Genomic DNA, 25,939 nt, shown 5'->3' with positions numbered 1-25,939 from the left:
GGTCCAGCCGGTCCCACGCCGCGGACTTCCTGCGGCCGGGGCCCCGCTGCCGGAGGATGTCTCCCATGCCACGCCGCCACCTCCGCGCCGCGCCGGCGCTGCTGCTCACCGCGCTCGTCCTCGGCGGCCTCGGTGGTCCCGGGGCCGGCCCCGGCTCGGCAGCGCCGGCTGCCGACCGACCGGTCTTCACCCCCGTCGCTGCCCTCGCACAGGGCCCCGCAGCGCGCGTGCACCCCGACGACTTCCGGGCCTACCGCGTCGACCTCCCTGCGCTCGCGGCCCGGCTCGCGGGCGCCCCGACCTCGCGCGCCGTACGCGCCGGGGCCGCGCCGCTCACGCTGACGCTGCCCGACCCGGGCGGCGAGCCGGCCGAGTTCCGCGTGCAGCAGGCCTCGGTGATGGAGCCCGGGCTGGCGGCGCGCCACCCCGAGCTGCGCACCTGGGCCGGCACCGGGGTCACCGACCCGACCGCGACCGTGCGGCTCGACCTCACGCCCATGGGCTTCCACGCCTCCGTGCTCGGTGCCGGCGGCGCCTGGTACGTCGACCCGGCGGCCAACCGTCGCGGCACCACCACCCACCTCGTGTACGACGTGTCCGCGCTGCCCGTGCCCGAGCGGCCCCTGCGCGAGCCCGAGGAGATCGTCGGCGCGAGCACCCCGGCGCCGGCCCCGCGCACGGCTCCGGGCGCGGAGGTCCAGCGGCGCACCTACCGCCTGGCCCTGGTCACCGACCCCAGCTACGCGGACTACTTCGGCAGCGCCAACGTGCTCGCCGAGAAGGTCACCCTGGTCAACCGCGTCGACCAGGTCTACAACGACGACCTCGCGATCCGCCTGGTGCTCGTCGACGGCACCGAGGACCTCAACCTCGACACCGCGGCCAAGGCGACGCTGCCGGGCGGGCCGTGCGGCGCCGACGCCTGCTACTCCGCCTCCGACCTGGCGGCCGGCTGCAGCGGCAGCCTGCTCAGCCGCACGTCGTTCGTCCTGGGCCAGGTCGTCGGCGCGGACGCCTACGACGTCGGGCACGTCGCGCTCGGCATCGACGGCGGCGGGCTGGCCGGGCTGGGTGTCGTCGGCACCAGCAGCAAGGCGTCGGGCTGCACCGGCCTGCCGACCCCCGAGGGCGACTTCTTCGCCGTCGACTACGTCGCCCACGAGATCGGGCACCAGTTCGGCGGCAACCACACCTTCGACGGCGCCAACGGCAACTGCTCGGGTGGCAACCGCAACGCCGGCACCTCGGTCGAGCCGGGCTCCGGATCGTCGGTGATGGCCTACGCGGGCATCTGCGGACCCGACGACCTGCAGCCGCACAGCGACCCCTCCTTCAGCCAGCGCAGCATCGACGAGATGACCGCGACCGTCGAGGCCGACCCCGCGACCTACGACGAGCAGCAGGTGGTCAACCTGCAGGGGTTCGACACCGCCGGTGAGTCCTTCCAGCTGACCTACCCCGGCGCGGAGCCCGTCACCCTCACCCGCGGCCCGCTCGGCTCCTACAACGCCGCCGGGATCGGCACGGCGGTGCTGCAGCTCACCGGCGAGACGCCGGTGGTCAGCGGCTACGACGGCGCGCCCACCCCGGGTCAGGCAGGCTTCACCCTCGACTTCCCGATGGCCGGGGGAGCCGACCTCGACCGGCTCGGCGTGGTCGGGCAGGGCGACGTCACCGGCTTCGTCGGCGTGCTCGTCGACGGCGGCCCGGGCACCAACCGGGGCGTCACCGACGCCACCGGCAACCACGCGCCCTCGGTGACGGCTCCCCCCGACCGCACCATCCCGGTGCGCACGCCGTTCGCGCTCACCGCCGCGGGCAGCGACGTCGACGGCGGCGGGCTCACCTACCTGTGGGAGCAGAACGACGAAGGGCGTCCGTTCGCCGGCGGCTTCTCGCTGCTGACCAACGACCGCGCCACCGGCCCGCTCTTCCGGGTCTTCGGCGAGGCGGCCCAGGTCACCGACGAGGGGACCCTCCAGTCGCCGTCGCCCGGCCTCAACCTGGCCGGCAGCGACCCCACCCGCACCTTCCCCGACCTGGCCCAGGTGCTGGCGGGCACCACCAATGCCGCGACCGGCGCCTGCCCCGCGCCGCCGCCCGCCGGCGACCCGGTGCCGCAGACCGTCGTGGACTGCTACTCCGAGTACCTGCCCACCGCCGCGTACGGCGGGCTGTCCGGCGGCGAGCTGAACTTCCGCGTCACCGCACGCGACCGGTTCGCGGCCGGCGGCGGCACGGCGTACGACGACGTCACGCTGAGCGTCGACGACACCGCCGGCCCGCTGCTGGTGACGTCGTACGGCGCACCCGGCGGCACCGCCGGGGCGGGCGCCGTGCGCACGGTCACCTGGGACGTCAACGGCACCGACGCCGCGGGACTGGCCCGGCAGGTGCAGATCCTGCTGTCGACCGACGGCGGTCAGACCTGGCCGACGGTGCTCGACGACGAGACGCCCAACGACGGCGCGGCCGACGTCCTGATGCCCGACCTCGAGAGCAGCACGGCCCGGCTGCGGGTCCAGGCGGTCGACAACTACTTCTTCGACGTCAGCGACGCCGACTTCACCATCACCCACACGCCCGACACGACGCCGCCGGACACCACGATCACCAGCGCTCCGAAGGAGGGCTCGTTCGTGCTGAGCCGCCGCTTCGACGTCGGCTTCACCTCGACCGAGGCGGGCGACGGGGCGGTGTGCACGCTCGACGACGCCCCGGTGCCGTGCGCGGCGGGCAAGGCTCGGCTGCAGGGCTTCGGCACGGGGCCCCACGTGTTCACGGTCGCGGCGCGTGACGCCTCCGACAACCTCGACCCGACGCCGGCCGTCCGCCGCTTCGTCGCGCCGCTGCACGTCGACGACCTGAGGCGCTCGGCCGGGTGGAAGCGGGTGCCCAGCACGCGCGCCTACCGCGGCGCCTTCGTGGTCGCCGAGAAGCGTGGGCGCACCTTGCGCACGACCGCCGCCGCGGTGACCCGGGTGGCGCTCGTGGTGACCCGCGCGCCCGTCTCGGGGAAGGTCGCGGTGCTGCTCGACGGCGCGCGGATCGCCACCGTCGACCTCGCGGCCCCGAGCCAGCGGCGCCGGCAGCTGGTCACGGTGCGGACCTTCGCGGTGCCGAAGTCGGGCACGTGGACGATCCGGACGCTCAGTCGCGACCCGGTGCGGATCGAGGGTCTCGGCCTGAAATGACCGGCTGGCACGAGGGGCACCAGTAGACGGTGCGCTCGTAGCCGGTCGGCGCCAGCTGGTCGATCCGCACCGGTGTGCCGCAGCGCAGGCAGCCGGCGCGCTCGCGGCGGTAGACCCACGTACGGCGGTCGCGCCGCAGCTCGCCGGTCGTCGACTGCTGGGCGCGCTCACGGTTGGCCACCAGCATCTGCCGCCCCCGGCGGACCAGCCCGGCGAGGTCGGGCACCTCGCCGACGGGCGTGAACGGGTGGAGGCCGGCGGTGAAGGCCAGCTCCGCGGCGTACATGTTGCCGAGGCCGGCCAGGTTGCGCTGGTCGAGCAGCGCCTCGTGCAGCGGACGGGACGGGTCGGCCAGCAGGTTGCGCAACGCGGCGGCCTCGTCCCAGTCGGCGCCGAGGAGGTCGGGGCCGAGGTGGCCGACGACGTCGGGCTCGCGCTCGCGCGGCAGCAGCTCCACGACGCCGAGCGAGAAGCCGACCGCCTCGCCGGCGGCGGTGGCGAGCACCACCCGGGCGGTGTGGGTCGGCCGCCGCCACTTCTCGCCGGGGCGGTAGACCTGCCAGGCCCCCTCCATCTTCAGGTGCGTGTGCAGGGTGAGCGCACCCTGCTCCGGGTGGTCGATGCGCGTGAGCAGGTGCTTGCCGCGCGACTCGGTGCCGGGCACGGCGCCGCCGCTCAGGTCGGTGGTGGCCAGCTGCGGCACGCGGAAGTCGGTGCGGGTGAGCGTGCGACCCGCGAGCGCGCGGTCGAGCAGGCGCGCGGTCCGCCAGACGGTGTCGCCCTCAGGCACGGATCCGCAGCCCCTGGGGCGTGGACACGAACCCGGCCGCCTCGAGCGCCACCCGCAGCGGCGTCGAGCCGCCGCCGAGCACCTGCTCGCCGTCGGCCCGCTCGACGGTGACCCGCCCCAGCTGGCCGCGCCCCGCAGCCGTCGCCAGCGACTCGGCCGCGGGCCCGAGCAGGTCCGGGTCGTCGGACCAGGTCAGCAGTGTGCGGCCACCCCGCTCGACGTACAGCACGAGGCGGCCGTCGACGAGCACCACGAGCGCGCCGGCCTTGCGGCCCGGGCGGTGGCCGCCGTCGGACGCCGGCCAGGGCAGGCCGGCGCCGTAGGGGTTGGCCGGGTCGGTGGCGGCCAGCGCCACCGCGACCGGCTTGGCGTCGGGCTCGAGGTCGGTGAAGGTGCGCAGCCGGTCGATGGCACCCGCCGTGCCGAACTGCGCGGCGCCGAGCCCGCCCACGAAGTAGCCGCGGCGGCAGCGCCCGGACTCCTCGAACGCCGCCAGCACCTTGTAGACGCCCGCGAACCCGCCCGGCACCCGCTCGCTCACCACGGAACCGCGGACGACCACGCCGTGACGTTCGAGCAGGCCCTCGGCCGCGGCCTTGGCGCGGCGGGTGGGGTCGGTGTCGACCTCCGGCAGCAGCGCCCAGCGGCCGGCTGTCTCCGGCGGGCCGGTGCGCGCGGGGAGGCGCGACCGGGAGCCGCCGCCGCGGGTGCGCGGCGGAGGTCGGCGGCTGCGGTGCGCCGGGGTGCCCGACCGGGTGAGCGCCCGCAGCGGCGCCATGGTGTCGTTGCCGACCCGGCCGGCCCAGACGAGGTCCCACAGCGCGGCCGAGACCAGCCGGTCGTCGGTGGCGCCCGGGATCCCGGTGAGGGTGGAGGAGAGCTGGCGGAAGAACCACGCGCCCCCCGGTGCCAGCGCGTCGAGCAGCGCCCCGTGGAGCTCGCCGAGGTCGGTCTCCTCCGGGGTCGGCAGGGTCAGCGAGGCCTGGTCGGCCAGGTGCAACGACACCCAGCCGTCGGAGCCGGGCAGCGAGCCGTGGCCCGCCCAGATCACCTCGCCCGCGCTGGACAGCTCGTCGAGGTACGACGGCTCGTAGTCGCGCACGCGGGCGGGCAGCACGAGCGACTCGAGCGCCGAGGCCGGTACCGCGCAGCCCGCGAGCTGCTCGACGACCGTCAGCACGCCGTCGACGCCGCGCAGGCTGCGGCGCTCGCCGCCGGTGTGGACGTGCTGCCAGGCACCGAGGAAGCGACCGAGCACCTCGGGCTCGACCGGCTCGACCTCCTGGCGCAGCCGCGCGAGCGAGCGGCGGCGCAGCCGGCGCAGGACCTCGGCGTCGCACCACTCCTGGCCCGAGCCCGCCGGCCGGAACTCGCCGTCGAGCACCCGCCCGTGGGCGGCCAGCCGCTGCAGGGTGTGCCGGACGACCGCTGCCCCGAGGCCGAGCCGGACCGCCACCTGGTCGGTCGTGAAGGGGCCGTGCGTGCGCGCGTAGCGGCCCACGAGGTCGCCGAGGGGATCGTCGACCGGCTCGGTGAACACGTCGGGCGTGCCGGGCGGGACGGGCGTGCCGAGCCCGTCGCGCAGGCGGCCGACGTCCTCGATCGCGGCCCAGCGCCCCTCGCCGCCGATGCGGACCTCGACCACGCGCCGCTGGTCGGCCAGGGCTGTCAGCCACTCGCCGGCCGCGTCGGCGTCGGTGCTGCGCGCGGCCACCTCGGCGGTCGAGAGCGGCCCGAGCAGCCGGAGCAGGTCGGCCACGCCCTCGGCGTCGCGGACCCGGCGGTCGGTGGCGGTGCGCTGGAGCTCTGCCTCGACCTCGGCCAGCACCTCGGGGTCGAGCAGCTCGCGCAGCTCGGCGCGTCCGAGGAGCTCGGCGAGCAGCCCCTGGTCGAGCGAGAGCGCCGCGGCCCGCCGCTCGGCGATGGGGGAGTCGCCCTCGTAGACGAACTGGGCCACGTAGCCGAAGAGCAGGCTGCGTGCGAACGGCGACGGCGAGGTCGTGGCGACGTCGACGACGCTCACCTCGCGGGTGTCGACCCGCTTCATGAGCGCGACCAGGCTGGGCAGGTCGTAGACGTCCTGCAGGCACTCGCGGACCGCCTCGAGCACGATCGGGAACGAGGGGTACTTGGCCGCCACCTCGAGCAGCTGGGCCGAGCGCTGGCGCTGCTGCCACAGCGGCGAGCGTCGGCCCGGGTCGCGGCGGGGGAGCAGCAGGGCGCGGGCGGCGCACTCGCGGAAGCGGGCGGCGAAGAGCGCCGAGCCGCCGACCTCGTCGGTGACGACCTGCTCGATCTCCTCGGCGTCGAAGACCACCACCTCGCCGGTCGGCGGCTCGGCGTCGGTCTCGGGGATGCGGACCACGATGCCGTCGTCGGAGGCGACCGCCTGGCCGTCGATGCCGAAGCGCTCGCGCAGGCGGGCGTTGATCGCCAGTGCCCAGGGCGCGTGCACCGGCGTGCCGTACGGCGAGTGGACGACCAGGCGCCAGTCGCCCAGCTCGTCGCGGAACCGCTCCACCACCAGCGTCTGGTCGCTGGGCAGGACGTTGGTCGCCTCGAGCTGCTCGCGGACGTAGCCGACGAGGTTGCCGGCCGCCCACTCGTCGAGCCCGTGCTCGCGGGCGCGGGCGACGGCCCTGGCCTCGGAGAGCGCGCCGAGCTCGCGGGTCAGGGTGCCGACCGCCTCCCCGAGCTCGGCCGGTCGGCCGAGCGCGTCGCCCTTCCAGAAGGGGAGGCGCCCGGGCACGCCGGGCGCCGGCGTCACCAGCACCCGGTCGTGGGTGATGTCCTCGATCCGCCAGCTGGTGGCGCCGAGCGCGAAGACGTCGCCGACCCGTGACTCGTAGACCATCTCCTCGTCGAGCTCACCGACCCGCCGGCCGGGCCCCTCGCCCCCCACCAGGAAGACGCCGAAGAGGCCGCGGTCGGGGATGGTGCCGCCGCTGGTGACGGCCAGGCGCTGCGCGCCGGGCCGGCCGGTCAGGGTGCCGGTGACGCGGTCCCAGACCACGCGGGGGCGCAGCTCGGCGAACTCGTCGGAGGGGTAGCGGCCGCTGAGCAGGTCGAGGGTGGCGTCGTACGCGCTGCGGGGGAGGGAGGAGAACGGCGCGCTGCGGCGGACCAGGTCGTAGAGGTCGTCGACCGACCACCCGTCGAGCGCGGTGGCCGCGACGACCTGCTGGGCGAGGACGTCGAGCGGGTTGGTGGGCACCCGCATCGACTCGATCGCACCCTCCTGCATGCGCGCGACCGCGACGGCGGTCTGCGCCAGGTCGCCCCGGTGCTTGGGGAAGAGCACCCCGCGCGAGACCTCGCCGACCTGGTGGCCGGCGCGGCCGACCCGCTGCAGGGCGCTGGCGACGCTCGGGGGCGACTCGATCTGCACGACGAGGTCGACCGCGCCCATGTCGATGCCGAGCTCGAGGCTGCTGGTCGCCACCACGCAGGGCAGGCGGCCGCGCTTGAGGTCGTCCTCGATCAGCGCGCGCTGCTCCTTGGAGACCGACCCGTGGTGGGCGCGCGCGATCACCGGGGCCGCGCCGTGGCTGCGGCCCGACTGGGCCATCACCTCGGCCGGTGGTGTGCCGTCGTCGTCGAGCCCCACACCGGCGCGCTCGGCCGCGATCTCGTTGAGCCTGGCCGTGAGCCGCTCCGCCAGGCGCCGCGAGTTGGCGAAGACGATGGTGGAGCGGTGGGCCTCGACGAGGTCGGCCACACGTTCCTCGACGTGGGGCCAGATGCTGGCCGACCGCGAGGTGTCCTCGGCGTCCTCGTCGAAGGGGTCGGGAGCCGTCATGTCCTCGACCGGCACCACGACCCGGAGGTCCCACCGCTTCTCCGACGGCGGCGCGACGATCTCCACCGGCGCCGTGCCGCCGAGGAACCGGGCTACCTCCTCGAGCGGCCGCACGGTCGCCGACAGCCCGATCCGCTGCACCGGGCGCTCGAGCAGGGCGTCGAGCCGCTCGAGGCTGACCGCGAGGTGTGCCCCGCGCTTGCCGCCCGCGACCGCGTGCACCTCGTCGACGATCACCGTCTCGACCCCGCGCAGGCTCTCGCGCGCCTGGCTGGTGAGCATGAGGAAGAGCGACTCGGGCGTCGTGATCAGGATGTCGGGCGGGCTCTGGGTCAGCTTGCGCCGGTCGGCCGCGGGGGTGTCGCCCGACCGCACGCCGACCCTCACGTCGGGGACCCGCGTGCCGAGCCGCTCCGCGGTGTGCCGGATGCCGGTCAGGGGGGAGCGCAGGTTGCGCTCGACGTCGACGCCGAGCGCCTTCAGCGGGGAGATGTAGAGGACGCGGCAGCGGTGGCGCTTGTCAGCGGGGGGCGGGCTGGTCAGCAGCCGGTCGATCGACCACAGGAACGCCGACAGCGTCTTGCCCGACCCGGTCGGCGCCACGACCAGCGCGTGCCTCCCGCCACTGATCGCCTCCCACGCCCCGACCTGGGCAGGGGTCGGCTCCGCGAAGGCCGCCCCGAACCAGGTGCGGGTGGCCTCGCTGAAGCGCGTCAGCGCCGAGCCGTCGGACATGCCGTCCATCCTGCCGGACGCCACCGACAGGGCCGCCGGTCGAGGGTCCGTCCGCCGCCTGTGGCAGCATCCGCCGGCGTGACTGACGCCCAGCCCGCCTTCCGCACCGTCGTCGCCGACGGCCTCCCCGACCTCGACCAGCGCCTGTCCGAGGAGCTCGACGTGGTCAACGCGGCCGCCACGCCGGGGGTGCCCGCCGCCCGCGAGCTCACGGTCCGGGTCCTCGACGGGGACGACGAGCTCGCGGCCGGCCTGAGCGGCTGGACCTGGGGCGTGGCGGCCGGCATCGCGATGACCTGGGTCCGGGCGTCAGAGCGGGGGCACGGCCTCGGCGCCACCCTGCTCGCGCGCTTCGAGGGGGAAGCGCGCGAGCGCGGGTGCACGCACGTGTTCGTCACGTCGTTCACGTTCCAGGCGCCGGGCTTCTACGAGCGGCACGGCTACCGGGAGATCTTCCGCTGGGAGGGCGTGCCCACGCCCGGTGCGGACGACGTGCACTTCCGCAAGGAGCTGTGAGCCGGCGTTACCGCGCGACGAGCTCGGGGCGCCAGGCGCCGAAGTCGGCGAGCGGCCGGGCCGCGACCCGCGCCGAGCCGGAGAAGCGGGCAAGCTTCCACGGGCCGTTCGCGGCGGTGTTCGACTTGTCGCCGAGCCACTCCGCACGGAGACGGAACGGGATGCCGACCAGGCGCCGGTCGTAGGGCAGCTTGACGCCCGCGACGCTCTTCTTGCTCAGCCTCGCGCACCGCACGACGGAGTCGTAGCCCCACACGCCGTTCACCTTGAACTGCAGGCGGAACCGCAGGCAGTCGCCGCGGTGGTTGGGCGCCACCGCGCTGGCCATGACGGCCGGGTGCTTCGGCCCGTAGACGGCGTACTTGCCGCTGCGGTGGAACTTCCCGAACATCTTCGAGGCCAGGCCGGCCGAGACGGTCACCGTGGTGCTGTCGCGCTTGTCCTGGAACTGGTCGCCGCCGTCGAAGACCACCGACAGCGCCGTACGACGGGCCAGGCGCGTGCTGAAGCGCAGCACGCCGTCGCTGTCGACCTGGTCGCGGGTGATCAGCACCCTCTTCTGGCCGTAGGGCGTGCCGAACACGGACAGCGTGCGCACGGGCGAGTCGTTGGACACGCGCGCCGTGACCACGAGCCTCTTGCCGTAGCCGGTGTGCTTCTTGTCGGTGCGGATCGACACCAGGGGCTGCACGGGTGCGGCCGGGGCCGTCGCCTGCCAGGCCACCGAGCCGTATGCCGCGGCCCTGGCGCCCTCGCAGTGGTGCTCGAAGGTCGCCGAGAAGGCGGTGAGGTTGCTGCCGGTGACGGCGATCTCGTTGATCGTGAACCTGCCGGTGGACGCGCTGCAGCCGCGGCCCTCGCCGTACAGGTCGAGGCTCGGCACCGTCACGTCCGCCAGGCTGGCGTCGTCGGTGTAGGTGCGGCCCGCCTCGAGGACGTCGCCGTCGGCGGGCGTCAGGAAGAGGTCCCACGGGGCACCGGGCACGTTGAGGTGCACGCCGGCCTCCGTGCCGGTCGCGGTGATGCCGTCGTCCGCGGCGTAGCGGCGGGTCTGCCCGCCGAGGATGTAGTCACCGTCTTCCCCGCGCATCGTCCACGAGGTGTTCACGACGACCCCGGTCGGGCCGGTGGACACCGACGCGTGCTCCGGCGCGGCCTCGGCAGCGGTGAGTGGGGCGAGCACCGCGGACGCGGTGGCGAGGGCGAGCAGGGTGGTGGGGATCAGGGTGCTGGGCTGGAGACGTCGCAACGTCGGGTCCTCCGGTCGTCAGGGCGAGGGGGACCGACGCTCGCGGCACCACGTCCCCCGTGCGAGCGCGCACAGTCAACCAGCAGTCGGCGACGCGCGTGACACTTCCGGCGCAACTCGCGGGAACCGTGATGAGGTCGTGTCCTGTCGGTGGCCTGGCCTAGGGTCACGTCACGTGAGTGACGCGATGATCTCGGCACGGGGGCTGCGCAAGTCCTTCGGCGACTTCGAGGCGGTCAAGGGCATCGACGTCGAGGTGCGCCGCGGCGAGGCGTTCGGCTTCCTCGGCCCCAACGGCGCGGGCAAGTCCTCGACGATGCGGATGATCGCCGCGGTGTCACCGGTCTCCGGCGGCGAGCTGCGGATCCTCGGGATGGATCCCGAGACCCACGGCCCCGCCATCCGCGGGCGGCTGGGCGTCTGCCCGCAGGAGGACCAGCTCGACAACGAGCTCAACGTCCGCGACAACCTCTACATCTACGGCCGCTACTTCGGGATCCCCAAGGCCGAGGTGAACAGCCGGGTCAACGAGCTGCTCGAGTTCGTCTCCCTGACCGAGAAGGCCAAGGCCAAGGTCGAGGACCTCTCCGGCGGCATGAAGCGCCGGCTGACCATCGCCCGCTCCCTGGTCAACCGCCCCGACCTCCTGCTGCTCGACGAGCCGACCACCGGCCTCGACCCGCAGGCGCGCCACGTGCTGTGGGACAAGCTGTTCCGGCTGAAGCAGTCCGGTGTGACGCTGGTGATCACCACCCACTACATGGACGAGGCCGAGCAGCTCTGCGACCGCCTCGTCGTCATGGACAAGGGCCTGATCGTCGCCGAGGGCTCCCCGCTGGCGCTGATCCGCGAGCACTCCACCCGCGAGGTCGCCGAGCTCCGGTTCGGCGTCGCCGCCGAGGGCGACAGCCACGAGGCGCTCGGCGAGAAGGTCGCCGACCTCGGCGAACGGGTCGAGGTGCTGCCCGACCGGCTGCTCGTCTACAGCGACGACGGCGAGGAGGTCGTGGCCAAGGTCCACGAGCGCGGTCTCGAGCCGAGCGTCGTGCTGGTGCGACGCTCCACGCTGGAAGACGTCTTCCTGCGCCTCACCGGCCGGACGCTGGTCGACTGATGGCCACCCTCGGCTCGACCCCCGACCGGCTCGAGGTCCAGCTGCGGGGCCTGCCCGTCGGCGAGGGCATCCGACGCCAGGTCGACTACTGGTGGACGGTCTACAAGCGCACCTGGCGCGGCTCGATCATCTCCTCGTTCGTCTCGCCGATCTTCTACGTCCTCGCCATGGGCGTGCTGCTCGGCGGGTTCGTGGAGGCCGACCCCGACCAGCTCGAGGGCGCCACTTCCTACCTCGCGTTCATCGTCCCCGGCCTGGTCGCGGCGCACGCCATGCAGACCGCCGTGGGCGAGACGACCTACCCGGTGATGGGGATGATCAAGTGGCAGCGGGTCTACGACTCGATGCTCGCGACCCCGCTGGCGGTGCGCGACGTCGTCGCCGCGCACCTGGTCTTCGTCGGGTTCCGGCTCGTCGCCACCTGCGCAGTGTTCCTCGCGATCCTGGCGCCGTTCGGGGTGTACGCCACCTGGTGGGGGCCGCTGCTGGCCTTCCCCGCCGTGGTGCTGACCGGCATGGCGTTCGCGGTGCTGGTCTACGGCTTCACCACCCGGCTCTACTCCGAGCAGGGCTTCGGGGTGCTGTTCCGGCTGGTCGTCTTCCCGCTGTTCCTCTTCTCCGGTGCGTTCTTCCCGGTCTCCAACCTCGGCCCGGTGGGTGAGCTGGTCGCCAAGGTCACGCCGCTGTGGAACGGCGTCAACCTCGCCCGCATGTTCTGCGTCGACAACGTCGACTGGACCGTCGCCGCCCTCAACACCGTCTACCTCGCCGTGATCGTGGTCGTCGGCTGGGCCTGGGCGGTCAGGGGCCTGCAGAAGCGGCTGGTGAGCTGATGGCCGACGTCCTGCAGCCGACCTACTCCCGCGTCCCGCCGCTCACGCCGTTCGGGGCCCTGCGGCTGCTGGTGCTGCGCAACTACATCGTCTACCGCTCGGCGTGGGCGCTGTTCATCACCGGCTTCCTCGAGCCGGTGTTCTACCTCTTCTCGATCGGCATCGGCGTGGGCCAGCTGATCCCGAGCTTCGAGGTCAACGGCGAGACCATCCCCTACGCCGAGTTCGTGGCGCCGGCGATGCTCGCCGCGTCGGCCTTCAACGGCGCGCTGATCGACAGCACCTACAACGTCTTCTTCAAGCTGAAGTACGAGAAGACCTACGACCAGATGCTGGCCACCCCGCTCACGCCCGGCGACATCGCGCGTGGCGAGATCACCTGGGGTCAGCTCCGCGGCGGCGCCTACTCCGCGGCCTTCCTGGTCGTGATGCTCTTCATGGGGCTGATCAGCTCGTGGTGGGCGCTGCTGGCGCTGCCGGCGGCGCTGCTGGTCGGCTTCGCGTCCAGCGCGGTGTGCATGGCGCTGACGACGTACATGAAGAGCTGGCAGGACTTCGACAAGATCACCCTCGTCCAGCTGCCGCTCTTCCTGTTCTCGGCGACGTTCTTCCCGGTCACGGCGTACGGCCCCGGGCTGCGCTGGGTGGTCGAGTGCACGCCGCTCTACCGCGGCGTGGTGCTGTGCCGCGAGCTGACCACGGGCGCGGTCGGCTGGGGCTCGCTGGTCTCGGTCGTCTACCTCGTCGCGCTGGGCCTGCTCGGCCTCGTGGTCGTGCGCCGGCGGCTGGCGACGCTGCTGCTCACGTGAGCCACACGCTGCGGTCCGACGCCAGCTCCTTCTGCCACCACCCCACGTCGACCCACCGGTCGAGCTTCCACCCCACCTCGCGCAGCACCCCGACCTCCCGGTAGCCGCACGCGCGGTGCAGCGCCTCGCTCGCCGGGTTGGGCTGTGCCACCACGGCGATGACGGTGTGCACCCCGTCGGCCAGCAGCCGGCCCAGCAGGTCGTCGTACAGCGCCCGGCCCAGGCCGCGCCCCCGCGCGCCGTCGGCGAGGTAGACCGACGTCTCCCTCGTGCGCCGGTAGGCCGGGCGGGGCCGGAAGGACGAGGAGTAGGCGAAGCCGACCACCGCGCCGGCGTCGTCGGCCACCAGCAGGTGGTCGCCGGGCTCCGTGCTGCCGACGCGCGGCGCCCACAGGTCCGGCCCCTGCGGCTCGAGGTCGAAGGTCGCCACGGTGGTGGTCGCCTGGTGGTCGTAGACCGCCGCGATCGCGCCCGGGTCGTCCACAGCGGCGGGTCGGATCAGCACGCCTTCATCGTGTCAGGTTGGATGGCGGCATGCCGATCGAGCCCGACACCAAGGACTGGACCTGGACCCTCGAGCGGGCGTGCCCGGAGTGCGGCTTCGACGCACCCGCGCTCGACCTCGCCAGGGTGCCGGACGCGCTGCGCGACAACGCCACGCTCTGGGAGGTCGTCCTCGGCACCGACGACGCCGCCGTGCGCCCCTCGCCGCACGTGTGGTCGCCGCTGGAGTACGCCTGCCACGTGCGCGACGTGAACCGGGTCTTCGCCGGGCGGGTCCGGCAGATGCTCGAGGACGACGGGCCGACCTTCGCGAACTGGGACCAGGACGAGACGGCCGAGACCGACGACTACGGCAGCCAGGACCCCGCGACCGTCGCCGCCGAGGTCGTGGCCGCGGCCGAGGAGGTCGCGCAGGTCTACGAGGGCGTGGGGGGCGATCAGTGGCAGCGCCGCGGCACCCGCAGCAACGGCGACGTGTTCACCGTCGACACCCTGGCCCGCTACCACCTCCACGACGTCGTGCACCACGCCCACGACGTCTCCCACGTCACCAAGCGCGTCACCGTGGCCTCCTACGACGCGTGGGCGCAGGAGTACGCCGCCGGCACCGCGGAGATGCCCGGGTCAGTCCGGGACGCCGTGGCGTCCTTCGCGGCGCGGCTGCCCGCCGGGGCGCGGGTGCTCGAGGTCGGCAGCGCCGCCGGGCGCGACGCGGAGGCGCTCGAGCAGGCCGGGCTGTCGGTGCGACGTACCGACATCACTCCGGCGTTCGTCGCCATGCTGCGCGCCGCGGGCCACGACGACGCCGCGGTCGTCGACCCGCTCACCGACGACCTCACCGACCCCACCCGCGACGCGCCGTACGACGGGGTGTGGGCCTCGGCCTCGCTGCTGCACGTGCGCCGCGAGGACCTCCCCGACGTGCTGGTGCGGCTCGCGGGTGCGGTGCGCCCCGGCGGCGTGCTGCGGCTCGCGGTCAAGGAGGGCGACGGCGCCCGCTTCTCGACCCACGGCCACGTCGGCGCGCCGCGGCACTTCACGTTCTGGCGCGAGGACGGCCTGCGGGCGGTGCTCGAGGAGGCGGGCTGGGAGGTCGCGGAGGTCGAGCACGCCTCGGGCGAGCGCGACGACTGGCTCGACGTGACCGCGCTGCGTCGCGAAGACCGGGGACGATGAGGCACACCGAGTTCTGGGACCGGATGGACACCGCGCTGGGCAGGGCCTACGCGCGCACCTTCGCCGAGCAGTTCGTGGTCGCCGACCTCGGCAGCCGCACGGTCCAGGAGGCGCTCGCGGCCGGCTACCCGCCGAAGGAGGTCTGGCGCGCGGTGCATGCAGTGCTCGAGCTGCCCGAGAACCAGCGGTGAGCCGGTGACCACCCCGGCCGGTGACGCCGACCTGGCGACGATCGGCCGGTGGCTCGCCCGCCGCGACCCGCTGGTGGGCCGCTACGACGTGCTGGTGCTGTGCGGGAGCGCGGTGCTGGACTGCCTCGACGTGGTGGCGCGTGCGGTCCACGACGGGCTCGCCGGCTCGGTGCTCGTCACCGGGGGCGTGGGCCACTCCACGCCCCACCTCGTCGAGGCGCTGCGCGCCCACCCGTCGTACGCCGACGCGGCGACGGCCGGCCGCCCGGAGGCGGCGGTCCTCGCCGAGCTGCTCGTCGGCCGCCTCGGCGTCCCGGCGGCCGCGGTGACCACCGAGGAGCGGTCGACGAACTGTGGCGAGAACGCCGCGTTCAGCCTGCAGGTGCTGGCGCGGCGCCCCGAGGTCCGTCGCGCGCTCCTGGTGCAGGACCCCACCATGCAGCGCCGCACCCACGCCTCCTTCGACCACCACCAGCGCGACGCGCCCCGGCCGGTCGAGGTGGCCAGCCACGCGCCGTTCGTGCCGGTCGTCGAGCACGACGGCGTCGGGCCGGGCGGGGGAGGGGCGCCGGCGTGGAGCCGTGAGAGGTTCGCCTCGCTGGCGGTGGGGGAGGTGCGCCGGCTGCGCGACGACGCGGACGGCTACGGCCCCCGCGGCGCGGGTTTCCTCGGCCACGTCGACGTGCCGTCGGACGTCCTCGCGGCCTACGCGCGGTTGCGTCGCGACACGCCGCGCCGGTGAGGGGTGATCGAACACCTGTTCGGCTACGTTGTGTCCACAGGTACGACGCGGGACACGCTCCTCCACAGGTCCGGGTGCTCCGGGCCCATGGTGTCGGCGGGTCGCCCTAGCGTCGCAGACGTACCTGGCTCACCACGACACCGAAGGGACACCACACATGGCTGGTGGAGACCGCGAGAAGGCCCTCGACGCCGCACTCGCCAACATCGAGCGGCAGTTCGGCAAGGGATCGGTCATGCGGCTCGGCGACGAGACGCGCGCACCGCTGGAGGTGATCCCCACCGGGTCGATCGCCCTCGACGTGGCCCTCGGCCTGGGCGGCCTGCCGCGCGGCCGGGTGGTCGAGATCTACGGCCCGGAGTCCTCCGGAAAGACGACGGTCGCCCTGCACGCCGTGGCGAGCGCCCAGGCCTCCGGCGGCATCGTCGCCTTCATCGACGCCGAGCACGCGCTCGACCCCGACTACGCCAAGGCCCTCGGCGTCGACACCGACGCCCTGCTGGTCAGCCAGCCCGACTCCGGTGAGCAGGCGCTCGAGATCGCCGACATGCTGGTCCGCTCGGGCGCGCTCAGCCTGATCGTCATCGACTCCGTGGCGGCCCTGGTGCCCCGCGCCGAGATCGAGGGCGAGATGGGCGACAGCCACGTCGGCCTCCAGGCCCGGCTGATGAGCCAGGCGCTGCGCAAGATGACCGGTGCGCTCAACAACTCCGGCACCACCGCGATCTTCATCAACCAGCTGCGCGAGAAGATCGGCGTGATGTTCGGCTCGCCCGAGACCACCACCGGTGGCCGGGCGCTGAAGTTCTACTCCTCGGTCCGGCTCGACGTGCGCCGCATCGAGACGCTCAAGGACGGCACCGACATGGTCGGCAACCGCACCCGCGTCAAGGTCGTGAAGAACAAGGTGGCCCCGCCGTTCAAGCAGGCCGAGTTCGACATCATGTACGGCAAGGGCATCTCCCGCGAGGGTGGGCTGATCGACGTCGGCGTCGAGGCGGGCCTCGTTCGCAAGGCCGGCGCCTGGTACACCTACGAGGGCGACCAGCTCGGCCAGGGCAAGGAGAACGCGCGCACCTTCCTGCGCGACAACCCCGACCTCGCCAACGAGCTGGAGAAGAAGATCCTCGAGAAGCTCGGCGTGGGCCCGACCGTCGACGCGGTGAGCGACCTCTCCGACGAGCCGATCGGTGTCGACGACTTCTGAGCGCGGTCCGGGTGGCTGGGCGGGCGACGTCGGTGACGGCGTCGCCGCCTGGCTGGGCTCGGCCCAGCCCCCCGACCAGCCCCCCGACCCGGTGGCGCAGGGTCCGGACGCCGACCCCGAGTCGGTCGCGCGCACGATCCTGCTCGACCAGCTGACCGGCCGGGCCCGCAGCCGCCGCGAGCTCGCCGACAAGCTGGCCCAGAAGCACGTGCCCGACGACGTCGCGACCCGGTTGCTCGACCGGTTCGAGGAGGTCGGCCTCGTCGACGACGGCGCCTTCGCCCGCACCTGGATCAGCCAGCGCGGCGCCGGCAGCCGCGGGCTGGCCCGCCGGGCCCTGGCCCAGGAGCTGCGGCGCAAGGGCGTCGACGACGAGACCGCCCGCGAGGCGCTCGACGAGATCGACCCCGACGACGAGGAGGCAGCGGCCCGCGCCCTGGTCCGCCGCAAGCTGCGCTCGATGCGCGGCCTCGACCCCCAGGTCGCCACCCGGCGCCTGGTCGGGATGCTCGCCCGCAAGGGGTACGCCGGGGGGTTGGCGTACGCCGTCGTCCGCGACGAGCTCGCGCTCGACGACGACCCCGTCGTCGGCGACTTCGACGATTCCTGACCCGCGCGGCCGGCTGACCTGCCATGCTGCCGCCGCCGCATTCCGCGCTCGGGGGCGGTCGGGGGGAGCCGGCGGGGCGGGGCCCACCTGTCGTGGCACGCCTCGGGGAGCTCTCGTGTCCAACGACTCCAACCTCGGCGACTCCGCCCGGCCGGGCCCGGACGCCGCGGCCACCATTGCCGCTCCGGCCGCTCCGGCCGCACCGCCGGAGCGGGTCGCGCTCGGGCTGCTGGCCTCGCTGCTCGCCGTCGTCGGCGGCGTCGTGCTGACGGTCGTGATCTGGCGCGCCGGCTACATCGCCTCGATCACCAGCTTCGTGATCGCGACCGGCGCGGTGTACCTCTACACCGCGGCGGCCGGGTCGCCGCCGCGCAAGGGCCTGGTGCCGGTCGTCCTCGTCATCGCGCTCGGCGTCGTGGCGTCGTTCTTCGCGATCGTCGTCAGCGACCTGCTCGACGCCTACGACCTCTACGCGACCGACGCGCAGGCGCTGGGCATCGACAAGCGGCAGTTCGTGATGGACAACGTGTTCGACACCGAGCTGCTGGCCGAGTACGGCAAGGACCTGGGGATGTTCGTCCTGTTCGCGGTGCTCGGGATCTTCAGCACCCTGCGCCGTCTCTGGGCAGGTCGCTAGCCTGCCCCCGTGCGCGGAGGCGAGGTGGACCTCACGGTCGTGCTGCGGCCGATGACGCGCGGCGACCTGCCCGACGTCGCCCGCTGGCGGGCCGCACCGCACGTGCGGAAGTGGTTCGGGGCGGACGGCGAGAGCGACCTCGCCGCCGTCACCGCCCACTACGGTCCGCGGATCGACGGCACCAGCCCGACCCGGATGTGGGTGGTCGAGGCGAACGGCCGTTCGGTCGGCTGGGTGCAGGACTACCGGCTGCGCGACTACCCGGAGTACGCCGTCCTCACGCCCGACCCGGAGGCGGTGGGAGTCGACTACGCGATCGGGGAGCGCGCCTTCACCGGGCGAGGCGTCGGGACCGCGATGCTGCGGGCCTGGCTGCGCTCGGCGGGGGAGCGCTACCCCGACGTGGCGTCCTACTGGTCGGCCCCCGACCACCGCAACGTCGCCTCGTTGCGGGTCCTGGAGAAGGTCGGCTTCGAGCAGGGTGCGTGGTTCGACGAGCCGCAGCGCGACGGGAGCGTGGCCACCGTGGTCGGGTGCACCTTCCGCGTCACCCGCCATGCACCATGATGGGCGCATGCTCGAGGCTCTCCTGCGGCTCCCGCCCGGTCCCGTCGACCTGACCGCGCTCGACCCGGCGGCGACGCCGGGCCTCGACGGCGGCGGCAAGACCGAGGGGAAGGCGGCGCTGGCCGCGCTCGGCGACCCGCTCGCCGACCTGCAGGAGCGGCTCTTCGCCGAGGGGCGCGCCGACGTGGGTCACGGCCGGGCGGTCCTGCTGGTGCTCCAGGGCATGGACACCTCCGGCAAGGGCGGCGTCCTGCGCCACACCGTCGGGCTCGTCGACCCGCAGGGCGTGCGGATCACGTCGTTCAAGGCGCCGACCGACGAGGAGCGCGAGCACGACTTCCTGTGGCGCGTCCGACGCGCGCTGCCCGAGCAGGGCTACCTCGGCGTCTTCGACCGCTCGCACTACGAGGACGTGCTGATCGCCCGGGTCCGCGCCCTCGCGCCGGTCGAGGAGATCGAGCAGCGGTACGACGAGATCAACGCCTTCGAGGCCGAGGTGCTCGGGGCCGGGACCACGATCGTCAAGTGCATGCTGCACATCTCGGCCGACGCGCAGCGCGAGCGGCTCCAGGCCCGGCTCGACAAGCCGGAGAAGCACTGGAAGTTCAACCCCGGCGACATCGACGAGCGGGCCCGGTGGTCGGAGTACCGGCAGGCCTACGAGATCGCCCTGGAGCGCACCAACACCGAGGTGGCGCCCTGGCACGTCATCCCGAGCGACCGCAAGTGGTACCGCAACCTCGCGGTCGGCACGATCCTGCACGACACGCTCGCCCGGATGGCGCCGCAGTGGCCGCTCGCCGACTTCGACGTCGAGGAGCAGAAGCGCCGCCTGCGCGAGGAGGTGCCCGTCCGGTGACGCTGCCGGTGGTCGGGGTGACGCGCTACGTCACCCCGCTCCGGGAGGGCGGGAGCCTGCCGGGGATCGTCGAGGCCGAGGACCTCGGCACCTACGTCTGCAAGTTCCGCGGGGCCGGCCAGGGCGTGCGCGTGCTCGTCGCGGAGGTCGTGGTCGCCGAGATCGCCCGCCACCTCGGGCTCGCCACGCCGCGCCAGGTGGTGCTCGACCTCGACCCCGACCTGGCGCGCTACGAGGCCGACGAGGAGGTCCAGGACCTGCTCAACGCCAGCCCCGGGCCCAACCTCGGCATCGACTTCCTGCCGGGCTCCTTCGGCTTCGACGGCGACCTGCCGGTGCCCGACGAGGTCGCGGCCACGGTGCTGTGGCTCGACGCCTTCTGCGCCAACGTCGACCGCAGCTGGCGCAACCCCAACCTCCTGTGGTGGCACGGCGACCTCTGGGTGATCGACCACGGCGCCAGCCTCTACTTCCACCACGCCTGGGCCGGCGGCGTGACCGACCCCGACCGCTTCGCCCGGCAGCCCTGGGACCCGAGCGACCACGTCCTCCGGCGCTGGCTGCCCGCCCTGCCCGACGTCGACGAGACGCTGGGCGCGCGGCTGGGGGAGGACGTCTTCCGCGACGTGCTGGCTGCCGTCCCCGACGCCTGGCTCGACGTCGCCGGCACGCCGGGGGTCGAGGGCCCCGACGACCTCCGCGCGGCGTACGTCGCCTTCCTGACCGCCCGCCTCGCCACCCGCCAGTGGCTGCCCGCGGGGGTGGATGCGTGACCCGCCGCTCCTACCAGTACGTCGTGCTGCGCTGCGTGCCCCGCGTCGACCGCGAGGAGTTCCTCAACGTCGGGGTGCTCGTCTACTGCGAGGCCGACGGCTACCTCGAGGCCGCGTGGCAGGTCGACCGCGAGCGGCTGCTCTCGCTCGACCCCCGGGTCGACGTCGACCAGCTCTGCGAGGCGCTCTCGTTCGTCGACGGCGTCTGCGCGGGCGACGAGCGCGGGGGAGAGGCCTCCCGGGCGCCGCTGGGCACCCGGTTCGGCTTCCTCAAGGCCCCGCGCAGCACGGTCCTCCAGCCCGGCCCCGTCCACGGCGGCGTCACCACCGACCCCGCCCGCGAGCTCGAACGCCTCCTGGAGCGCTTCGTCGGCTGAGACACCACGCTGACCCGCCGTTAGTTAACGGCGGGTCAGCGTGGGTTGTCGGGGTGGCCTGTGGAAATCCGGGTCAGACGGGGACGAGCTCGACCGCGCCGACGGCGTAGCGGGCGAGGATGGTCCGGGCCAGCGTGGGGTGCGCGCCGAGCGGTGCCGAGACCGCGACGGCCCCGGCCTCGACGGCGAGCTCGGCGGCCCGGTCGTGCAGGAAGCCCGGCGCGAGGAACAGCGAGGCGACCGCGATGTGGCGTCGGCCCTCGGCCCGGAAGGCCCGCACCGCCTCGCCGGCGGCCGGCGGGGCGGTCGAGGCGAACGCCGCGGAGACGGGCAGCTTGTGCCGCGTGCCCCAGACCCGGGCCAGGCGGGCGACCGCCTGGTTGGCGAGCGGGTCGGACGAGCCGGCGGCGGCCAGCACCAGCGCGTCGAGCTCGCGGCAGCGCGACGCCTTGAGCGCCTCGCGCATCCGCTCGTCGAGCACCTCGAGGAAGGCCGGCTCGAGACCGAGCACCGAGGTGCAGCGGATCTGGAGACCCTCGTGCTTGGCCATCGCCTCGGCGATCGCGCCCGGGACGTCGACCTTGGCGTGGTAGGCCTCGGAGAGGAGCAGCGGGACGACGACGATCTCGTCGTACCCGGCGCGGACGAGCTTGCCGACGACCGTCGCGAACGACGGCTTCGACAGCTCGAGGAACGCCTGCTCGATGCGCAGGTCGGGGCGGAGGTTCCGCACCTCGTCGACGAGCGCAGTGATCGTCTCGGCGTGGCGGGGGTCGCGGCTCCCGTGAGCCAGGGCCACCAGGGCAGGAGCAGCCATCAGGCCGTGCCTCCTTCGTGCTCGGTGCGCATGCGGTCGGTCGTCATGGCACTCAATGGATCCCGCACTCGGTCTTCGAGGTCCCCGCCCACCGGCCGCTGCGCGGGTCGTCGCCGGGGGCGACGCGCCGGGTGCAGGGCCAGCAGCCGATCGACGGGTAGCCGTCGTGGACCAGCGGGTTGACGAGGACTCCGTTGTCCGCGATGTAGCGCTGGACCTGGTCGTCGGTCCAGCGAGCCAGGGGTGACACCTTGACCTTGCCCTTGCGGGCGTCCCAGCCGATCACCGGCGCGATGACCCGGTTGTGGGTCTCCGCCCGGCGCAGCCCGGTCGCCCACGCGTCGTACTCCCTGAGAGCGTCGGCCAGCGGCTGGACCTTGCGCAGCGCGCAGCACAGGTCGGGGTCGGTCTTGTAGAGGTCAGGTCCGTACGCCGCGTCCTGCTCGGCGACGGTCTGCTCCGGCGTGATCGTCCGCAGCGTCACCGGCAGCGTGGCCTCGACGGCGTCACGGGTGCCGATGGTCTCGATGAAGTGGTAGCCGGTGTCGAGGAAGACGACGTCGACCCCGGGGGCCACCTGGCCGGCGAGGTGCGCCAGCACGGCGTCGCCCATCGAGGACGTGACGCAGAAGCGCTCGCCGAACGTCGCGACGGCCCACTCGATGATGTGCTCGGCCGGCGCGAGCTCGAGCTCGGCGCCCGCGTGGGACACCAGCTCGCGCAGCTCCTCGCTGGTGCGGCCGTCGGTGTGGGTGCCGCGGAAGTCGCGGGCCAGCCGCGTGGTCGCCGTGGTCACGACCCCGCCCCCGTCGGTCGGACCAGCCCGAGCAGCTTGAGCGAGAAGGCGCGCAGGCAGGAGCGGCACTCCCACCCGCCGTGGGTGGCGTCGCGGGGCCAGAGGTCGCCCTCGCCGCAGTAGGGGCAGTGGAAGGGCACGCTGCGCTCGCTCATGCCACGTGCTCCCGTCGCTCGAGCCCGACAGGACTCTCACCCCGCAGGAGCTCCTCGTCGGCGCGCGCCACCCAGTCGGCGAACGACTCGTCGTCGTCGCGGTCGGCCAGGAAGTTCGTGACGACCGCGGTCACGTAGTCGTCGAGCCCCGCGCTGGTGACCTTGTGGGCGCGCAGCTTGCGGCCGAAGTTGGCACCGAGCCCGGTCGCCCCGCCGAGGTGCACCTGGAAGCCCTCGACCTGCTCCCCGTCGACGGTCACCAGCTGGCCCTTGAGCCCGATGTCCGCGACCTGGGTCCGGGCGCAGGCGTTGGGGCAGCCGTTGACGTTGACGGTGATCGGCACCTCGAGGCCGGGGAAGCGGCGCTCGAGCTCGGCCACGAGGTCGCGGGCGCGGTTCTTCGTGTCGACGATGGCCAGCTTGCAGAACTCGATGCCGGTGCAGGCCATGGTGTTGCGCCGCCAGGCCGAGGGGCGGCCGGACAGCCCGATCAGGTCGAGGTCGTCGAGGAGGGCGTCGACCGCGGTCGGCTCGACGCCGATCAGCACGATCTTCTGGTACGGCGTGAGCCTCGCGCCGTCGACGCCGTGGCGCTCCATCACCTCGGCCAGCCGCACCAGCAGCGTCCCGGATACGCGGCCGGCGGTGGGCGCGATGCCGACGTACTTGCGACCGTCCTTCTGGTCGTGCACGCCGATGTGGTCGCGGTGCCCCACCGGCGACGCGGGGGAGGGGCAGGAGACCAGCTGCCGCCCGAGGTACTCGTTCTCGAGCACCTCGCGGAACTTCTCGATGCCCCAGTCGGCCACGAGGAACTTCAGTCGGGCCCGCGACCGCAACCGGCGGTAGCCGTAGTCGCGGAAGACCGAGGCCACGCCCTCCCAGGCGTCGGCGACCTCGTCGACCGGGATCCACACGCCCATGCGCTGGGCGAGCATCGGGTTCGTCGAGAGCCCACCCCCGACCCACAGGTCGAAGCCGGGACCGAGCTCGGGGTGCACGGTGCCGACGAAGGCGATGTCGTTGACCTCAGGCGCCACGTCGTGCGAGGGGTGGCCGGTGAGGGCGGTCTTGAACTTGCGCGGGAAGTTGGCGAAGTCGGGGTGACCGATGAAGCGGCGGTGGATCTCCTCGAGCGCCCTGGTGCCGTCGATGATCTCGTCGGCGGCGACGCCGGCCACGGGCGAGCCGAGGAAGGGCCGCGGCGAGTCGCCGCAGGCCTCCAGGCTGGAGAGCCCGTTGTCGTCGAGCCGCTCCCAGATCGCGGGCACGTCCTCGATCCGAATCCAGTGGTACTGGATGTTCTCGCGGTCGGTGACGTCCGCGGTGTCGCGGGCGAAGTCGGTGCCGATGGTGCCGAGCGCGCGCACGGTCGCGGGGCTCAGCAGCCGGCCGTCGGTGCGGACCCGCAGCATGAAGTAGCGGTCGTCGAGCTCCTCCTCCTCGAGCACCGCGGTCTTGCCGCCGTCGATGCCGGGGCGGCGCTGCGTGTAGAGCCCCATCCAGCGGAAGCGGCCGCGCAGGTCGGCGGGGTCGATCGAGTCGAAGCCGCGCCGCGAGTAGACGTGCAGGATCCGGTCGCGGACGTTGAGGGGTGAGTCGTCCTTCTTGGACTGCTCGTTCTTGTTCAGCGGCTCGGTGTAGCCGAGGGCCCACTGGCCCTCACCGCGCTTGGGGCGCGGGATCTCGGTCCGGGCGGCGGGACGGGCCGAGTAGCGGAGGTCCGACTGGTGCGACATGAGGAGGGGTGGTCCTTCGGCTGAGGTGGCCGCGCGCATCGTCGAGCGCGGAGGGAGGGCGGCGGTTCAGCGAGGCCAACAGATCATGCTGCGGGTGCGCCCGAGGTCCACGTGGCGTCGTACCACGAGGTGGGCGGTCGTCGCAGCGCTGATCATGTCAAGGAGTCTCAGGGGGCGGACACGTCTCCCACAAGACGAAATCCCGTGATGTGAGACGGAGCGCCAGAATGTGAGACATGTCTGGAGCGGTGCACGCCTGAGACCGGCCCGGGTGCGGCGCAGGTCACACCTCCCACGCCCTAGTCTGTGCGCCATGACCGACGCCCTCATCAGCAGCGCCTACCGCCAGGTCCTCGAGGCCATCGCCACGGTCGAGCCGCGGATCGCCGAGGCGACCCGCCAGGAGCTCGCCGACCAGCGCGCGTCGCTGAAGCTGATCGCCAGCGAGAACTACGCCTCCCCGGCGGTGCTGCTCACCATGGGGACCTGGTTCAGCGACAAGTACGCCGAGGGCACGGTCGGTCACCGCTTCTACGCCGGCTGCCAGAACGTCGACACGGTCGAGGCGCTCGCGGCCGAGCACGCGCGCGAGCTGTTCGGCGCCGAGTACGCCTACGTGCAGCCGCACTCCGGCATCGACGCCAACCTCGTCGCCTACTGGTCGATCCTCGCGCACCGGGTCGAGGCCCCGGGGCTCGAGAAGCTGGGCGCCAAGAACGTCAACGAGCTCTCGGAGGCCGACTGGGAGTCGCTGCGCGGCCAGCTCGGCAACCAGCGCCTGCTCGGCATGTCGCTGGACGCCGGCGGTCACCTCACGCACGGCTTCCGGCCCAACATCAGCGGCAAGATGTTCTACCAGCACCAGTACGGCACCGACCCCGAGACGGGGCTGCTCGACTACGACTCCGTGGCGGCGAAGGCGCGCGAGTTCAAGCCGCTGATCATCGTCGCCGGCTACTCGGCGTACCCGCGGCGGGTGAACTTCGCGAAGATGCGCGAGATCGCCGACGAGGTGGGCGCGACGCTGATGGTCGACATGGCCCACTTCGCCGGGCTGGTGGCCGGCAAGGTCTTCACCGGCGACGAGGACCCCGTCCCGCACGCCCAGGTGGTCACCACGACGACCCACAAGTCGTTGCGCGGGCCGCGCGGCGGGATGGTGCTGGCGACCGAGGAGTTCGCGCCGGAAGTCGACCGCGGCTGCCCGATGGTCCTCGGCGGGCCGCTCTCCCACATGATGGCGGCCAAGGCCGTCGCCCTCGCCGAGGCGCGGCAGGACTCCTTCCGCACCTACGCCCAGCGGGTCGCCGACAACGCCAAGTCGCTGGCCGACGGGTTCCTCAAGCGCGGCGCCCGGCTGGTGACCGGCGGCACCGACAACCACCTGGTGCTGGTCGACGTCTCGACGTTCGGCCTGACCGGCCGGCAGGCCGAGTCGGCGCTGCTGGACGCCGGCGTGGTCACCAACCGCAACTCGGTCCCGGCGGACCCGAACGGCGCCTGGTACACCTCGGGGGTCCGGCTCGGCACCCCGGCGCTCACCACGCGCGGCTTCGGCCACGACGAGTTCGACCGGGTCGCCGAGCTGATCGTCGACGTGCTGTCGAACACCGAGCCGGGCACCACCAAGGCCGGCACGCCGTCGAAGGCGTCGTACGTGCTCGGCGACGGGGTCGCTGCGAAGACCAAGGACGCCTCGGCCGAGATGCTCGACAAGCACCCCCTCTACCCGGGCCTCGACCTGGACTAG

The 25,939-nt window shown here is 73.6% G+C and carries 24 protein-coding genes; 16 read left to right on the top strand and 8 right to left on the bottom strand.

Annotated elements, in window-relative coordinates:
• Window positions 1-65 precede the first annotated feature (65 nt).
• Window positions 66-3,194: a reprolysin-like metallopeptidase gene (locus ACFPGP_RS23090; RefSeq protein WP_378593866.1), complete on the top strand. Its 3,129-nt coding sequence runs from the start codon at window positions 66-68 to the stop codon at window positions 3,192-3,194.
• Here ACFPGP_RS23090 and ACFPGP_RS23085 read toward each other — a convergent pair.
• Both ACFPGP_RS23085 and ACFPGP_RS23080 read right to left on the bottom strand, forming a co-directional pair.
• The gene (locus ACFPGP_RS23085; RefSeq protein WP_378593864.1) at window positions 3,151-3,984 is read right to left on the bottom strand and encodes a DNA-formamidopyrimidine glycosylase family protein; all 834 of its coding nucleotides are present in this window, start codon (window positions 3,982-3,984) and stop codon (window positions 3,151-3,153) included. The two genes, ACFPGP_RS23090 and ACFPGP_RS23085, sit on opposite strands and share 44 nt — an antisense overlap.
• On the bottom strand, window positions 3,977-8,518 hold the full coding sequence (locus ACFPGP_RS23080; protein WP_378593862.1) for an ATP-dependent helicase: 4,542 nt from the start codon (window positions 8,516-8,518) through the stop codon (window positions 3,977-3,979). The genes ACFPGP_RS23085 and ACFPGP_RS23080 overlap by 8 nt, the downstream gene beginning before the upstream one ends.
• A gap of 78 nt (window positions 8,519-8,596) precedes the next feature.
• Between ACFPGP_RS23080 and ACFPGP_RS23075 the strand changes: the two genes are divergently transcribed.
• Entirely contained in the window at window positions 8,597-9,034 is a 438-nt protein-coding gene (locus ACFPGP_RS23075) for a GNAT family N-acetyltransferase (RefSeq protein WP_378593860.1), read from the top strand.
• 7 nt (window positions 9,035-9,041) lie between these two features.
• On the opposite strand, the gene ACFPGP_RS23070 is transcribed toward ACFPGP_RS23075, so the two are convergent.
• The gene (locus tag ACFPGP_RS23070; protein ID WP_378593859.1) at window positions 9,042-10,283 is read right to left on the bottom strand and encodes a hypothetical protein; all 1,242 of its coding nucleotides are present in this window, start codon (window positions 10,281-10,283) and stop codon (window positions 9,042-9,044) included.
• A 175-nt stretch (window positions 10,284-10,458) separates the two neighbouring features.
• Here ACFPGP_RS23070 and ACFPGP_RS23065 point away from each other — a divergent pair, with 175 nt between their 5' ends.
• Genes ACFPGP_RS23065 through ACFPGP_RS23055 form a run of 3 tightly spaced genes read left to right on the top strand, consistent with a single transcriptional unit; the run spans window position 10,459 to window position 13,039 of the window.
• Entirely contained in the window at window positions 10,459-11,397 is a 939-nt protein-coding gene (locus ACFPGP_RS23065; RefSeq protein WP_465263278.1) for an ABC transporter ATP-binding protein, read from the top strand.
• Window positions 11,397-12,230, top strand: a complete 834-nt coding sequence (locus tag ACFPGP_RS23060) for an ABC transporter permease (protein WP_378593857.1) — start codon at window positions 11,397-11,399, stop codon at window positions 12,228-12,230. The genes ACFPGP_RS23065 and ACFPGP_RS23060 overlap by 1 nt, the downstream gene beginning before the upstream one ends.
• Entirely contained in the window at window positions 12,230-13,039 is an 810-nt protein-coding gene (locus tag ACFPGP_RS23055; protein WP_378593855.1) for an ABC transporter permease, read from the top strand. The genes ACFPGP_RS23060 and ACFPGP_RS23055 overlap by 1 nt, the downstream gene beginning before the upstream one ends.
• Here ACFPGP_RS23055 and ACFPGP_RS23050 read toward each other — a convergent pair.
• Window positions 13,032-13,544, bottom strand: a complete 513-nt coding sequence (locus ACFPGP_RS23050; RefSeq protein ID WP_378593854.1) for a GNAT family N-acetyltransferase — start codon at window positions 13,542-13,544, stop codon at window positions 13,032-13,034. The two genes, ACFPGP_RS23055 and ACFPGP_RS23050, sit on opposite strands and share 8 nt — an antisense overlap.
• Window positions 13,545-13,573: 29 nt before the next feature.
• On the opposite strand from ACFPGP_RS23050, the gene ACFPGP_RS23045 reads away from it, so the two are divergent.
• The 10 genes from ACFPGP_RS23045 to ACFPGP_RS23000 all read left to right on the top strand — a co-directional run bounded on the left by ACFPGP_RS23045 (window position 13,574) and on the right by ACFPGP_RS23000 (window position 20,682).
• Window positions 13,574-14,719: a class I SAM-dependent methyltransferase gene (locus ACFPGP_RS23045; RefSeq protein ID WP_378593853.1), complete on the top strand. Its 1,146-nt coding sequence runs from the start codon at window positions 13,574-13,576 to the stop codon at window positions 14,717-14,719.
• On the top strand, window positions 14,716-14,910 hold the full coding sequence (locus ACFPGP_RS23040; RefSeq protein ID WP_378593851.1) for a DUF3046 domain-containing protein: 195 nt from the start codon (window positions 14,716-14,718) through the stop codon (window positions 14,908-14,910). Before ACFPGP_RS23045 ends, ACFPGP_RS23040 begins: the two co-directional genes overlap by 4 nt.
• A gap of 4 nt (window positions 14,911-14,914) precedes the next feature.
• A complete protein-coding gene (locus ACFPGP_RS23035) occupies window positions 14,915-15,652 on the top strand; it encodes a YdcF family protein (protein WP_378593849.1) in 738 nt (245 codons plus the stop codon).
• Between the two features lie 157 nt (window positions 15,653-15,809).
• Window positions 15,810-16,859 carry a recombinase RecA gene (recA, locus tag ACFPGP_RS23030; protein WP_378593847.1) on the top strand — a complete coding sequence of 350 codons (1,050 nt, stop codon included), beginning with the start codon at window positions 15,810-15,812 and terminating at the stop codon, window positions 16,857-16,859.
• The gene (locus ACFPGP_RS23025; RefSeq protein ID WP_378593846.1) at window positions 16,843-17,469 is read left to right on the top strand and encodes a regulatory protein RecX; all 627 of its coding nucleotides are present in this window, start codon (window positions 16,843-16,845) and stop codon (window positions 17,467-17,469) included. Before recA ends, ACFPGP_RS23025 begins: the two co-directional genes overlap by 17 nt.
• 115 nt (window positions 17,470-17,584) lie before the next feature.
• Window positions 17,585-18,106 carry a hypothetical protein gene (locus ACFPGP_RS23020; protein ID WP_378593844.1) on the top strand — a complete coding sequence of 174 codons (522 nt, stop codon included), beginning with the start codon at window positions 17,585-17,587 and terminating at the stop codon, window positions 18,104-18,106.
• A gap of 9 nt (window positions 18,107-18,115) precedes the next feature.
• Window positions 18,116-18,673, top strand: coding sequence for a GNAT family N-acetyltransferase (locus ACFPGP_RS23015; RefSeq protein ID WP_378593842.1), 558 nt, complete (start codon window positions 18,116-18,118; stop codon window positions 18,671-18,673).
• 7 nt (window positions 18,674-18,680) lie between these two features.
• Complete coding sequence (locus tag ACFPGP_RS23010) at window positions 18,681-19,532, top strand: PPK2 family polyphosphate kinase (RefSeq protein WP_378593840.1); 852 nt, start codon at window positions 18,681-18,683, stop codon at window positions 19,530-19,532.
• On the top strand, window positions 19,529-20,305 hold the full coding sequence (locus ACFPGP_RS23005; protein WP_378593838.1) for a HipA family kinase: 777 nt from the start codon (window positions 19,529-19,531) through the stop codon (window positions 20,303-20,305). Before ACFPGP_RS23010 ends, ACFPGP_RS23005 begins: the two co-directional genes overlap by 4 nt.
• Window positions 20,302-20,682, top strand: coding sequence for a DUF3037 domain-containing protein (locus ACFPGP_RS23000; protein ID WP_378593836.1), 381 nt, complete (start codon window positions 20,302-20,304; stop codon window positions 20,680-20,682). The genes ACFPGP_RS23005 and ACFPGP_RS23000 overlap by 4 nt, the downstream gene beginning before the upstream one ends.
• A 73-nt stretch (window positions 20,683-20,755) precedes the next feature.
• Here ACFPGP_RS23000 and ACFPGP_RS22995 read toward each other — a convergent pair whose 3' ends face one another.
• From ACFPGP_RS22995 to ACFPGP_RS22980, 4 genes are read right to left on the bottom strand one after another with little or no spacing between them, the layout of a single operon-like run.
• Window positions 20,756-21,499 (bottom strand): sirohydrochlorin chelatase, encoded by a 744-nt coding sequence (locus tag ACFPGP_RS22995; protein ID WP_378593834.1) that lies wholly within the window; start codon window positions 21,497-21,499, stop codon window positions 20,756-20,758.
• A gap of 52 nt (window positions 21,500-21,551) precedes the next feature.
• Entirely contained in the window at window positions 21,552-22,295 is a 744-nt protein-coding gene (locus tag ACFPGP_RS22990; RefSeq protein WP_465263277.1) for a phosphoadenylyl-sulfate reductase, read from the bottom strand.
• Entirely contained in the window at window positions 22,292-22,450 is a 159-nt protein-coding gene (locus tag ACFPGP_RS22985) for a hypothetical protein (RefSeq protein WP_378593832.1), read from the bottom strand. The genes ACFPGP_RS22990 and ACFPGP_RS22985 overlap by 4 nt, the downstream gene beginning before the upstream one ends.
• Window positions 22,447-24,189, bottom strand: coding sequence for a nitrite/sulfite reductase (locus ACFPGP_RS22980; protein ID WP_378593831.1), 1,743 nt, complete (start codon window positions 24,187-24,189; stop codon window positions 22,447-22,449). The genes ACFPGP_RS22985 and ACFPGP_RS22980 overlap by 4 nt, the downstream gene beginning before the upstream one ends.
• A gap of 313 nt (window positions 24,190-24,502) precedes the next feature.
• Between ACFPGP_RS22980 and ACFPGP_RS22975 the strand changes: the two genes are divergently transcribed.
• Complete coding sequence (locus tag ACFPGP_RS22975; protein ID WP_378593830.1) at window positions 24,503-25,939, top strand: glycine hydroxymethyltransferase; 1,437 nt, start codon at window positions 24,503-24,505, stop codon at window positions 25,937-25,939.

The sequence above is a fragment of the Nocardioides taihuensis genome, from assembly GCF_042657275.1.
Lineage (GTDB): Bacteria > Actinomycetota > Actinomycetes > Propionibacteriales > Nocardioidaceae > Nocardioides > Nocardioides taihuensis.
The sequence above is the reverse complement of the archived record's forward strand: the minus strand, read 5'-3'. Positions and strand labels throughout refer to the sequence as shown.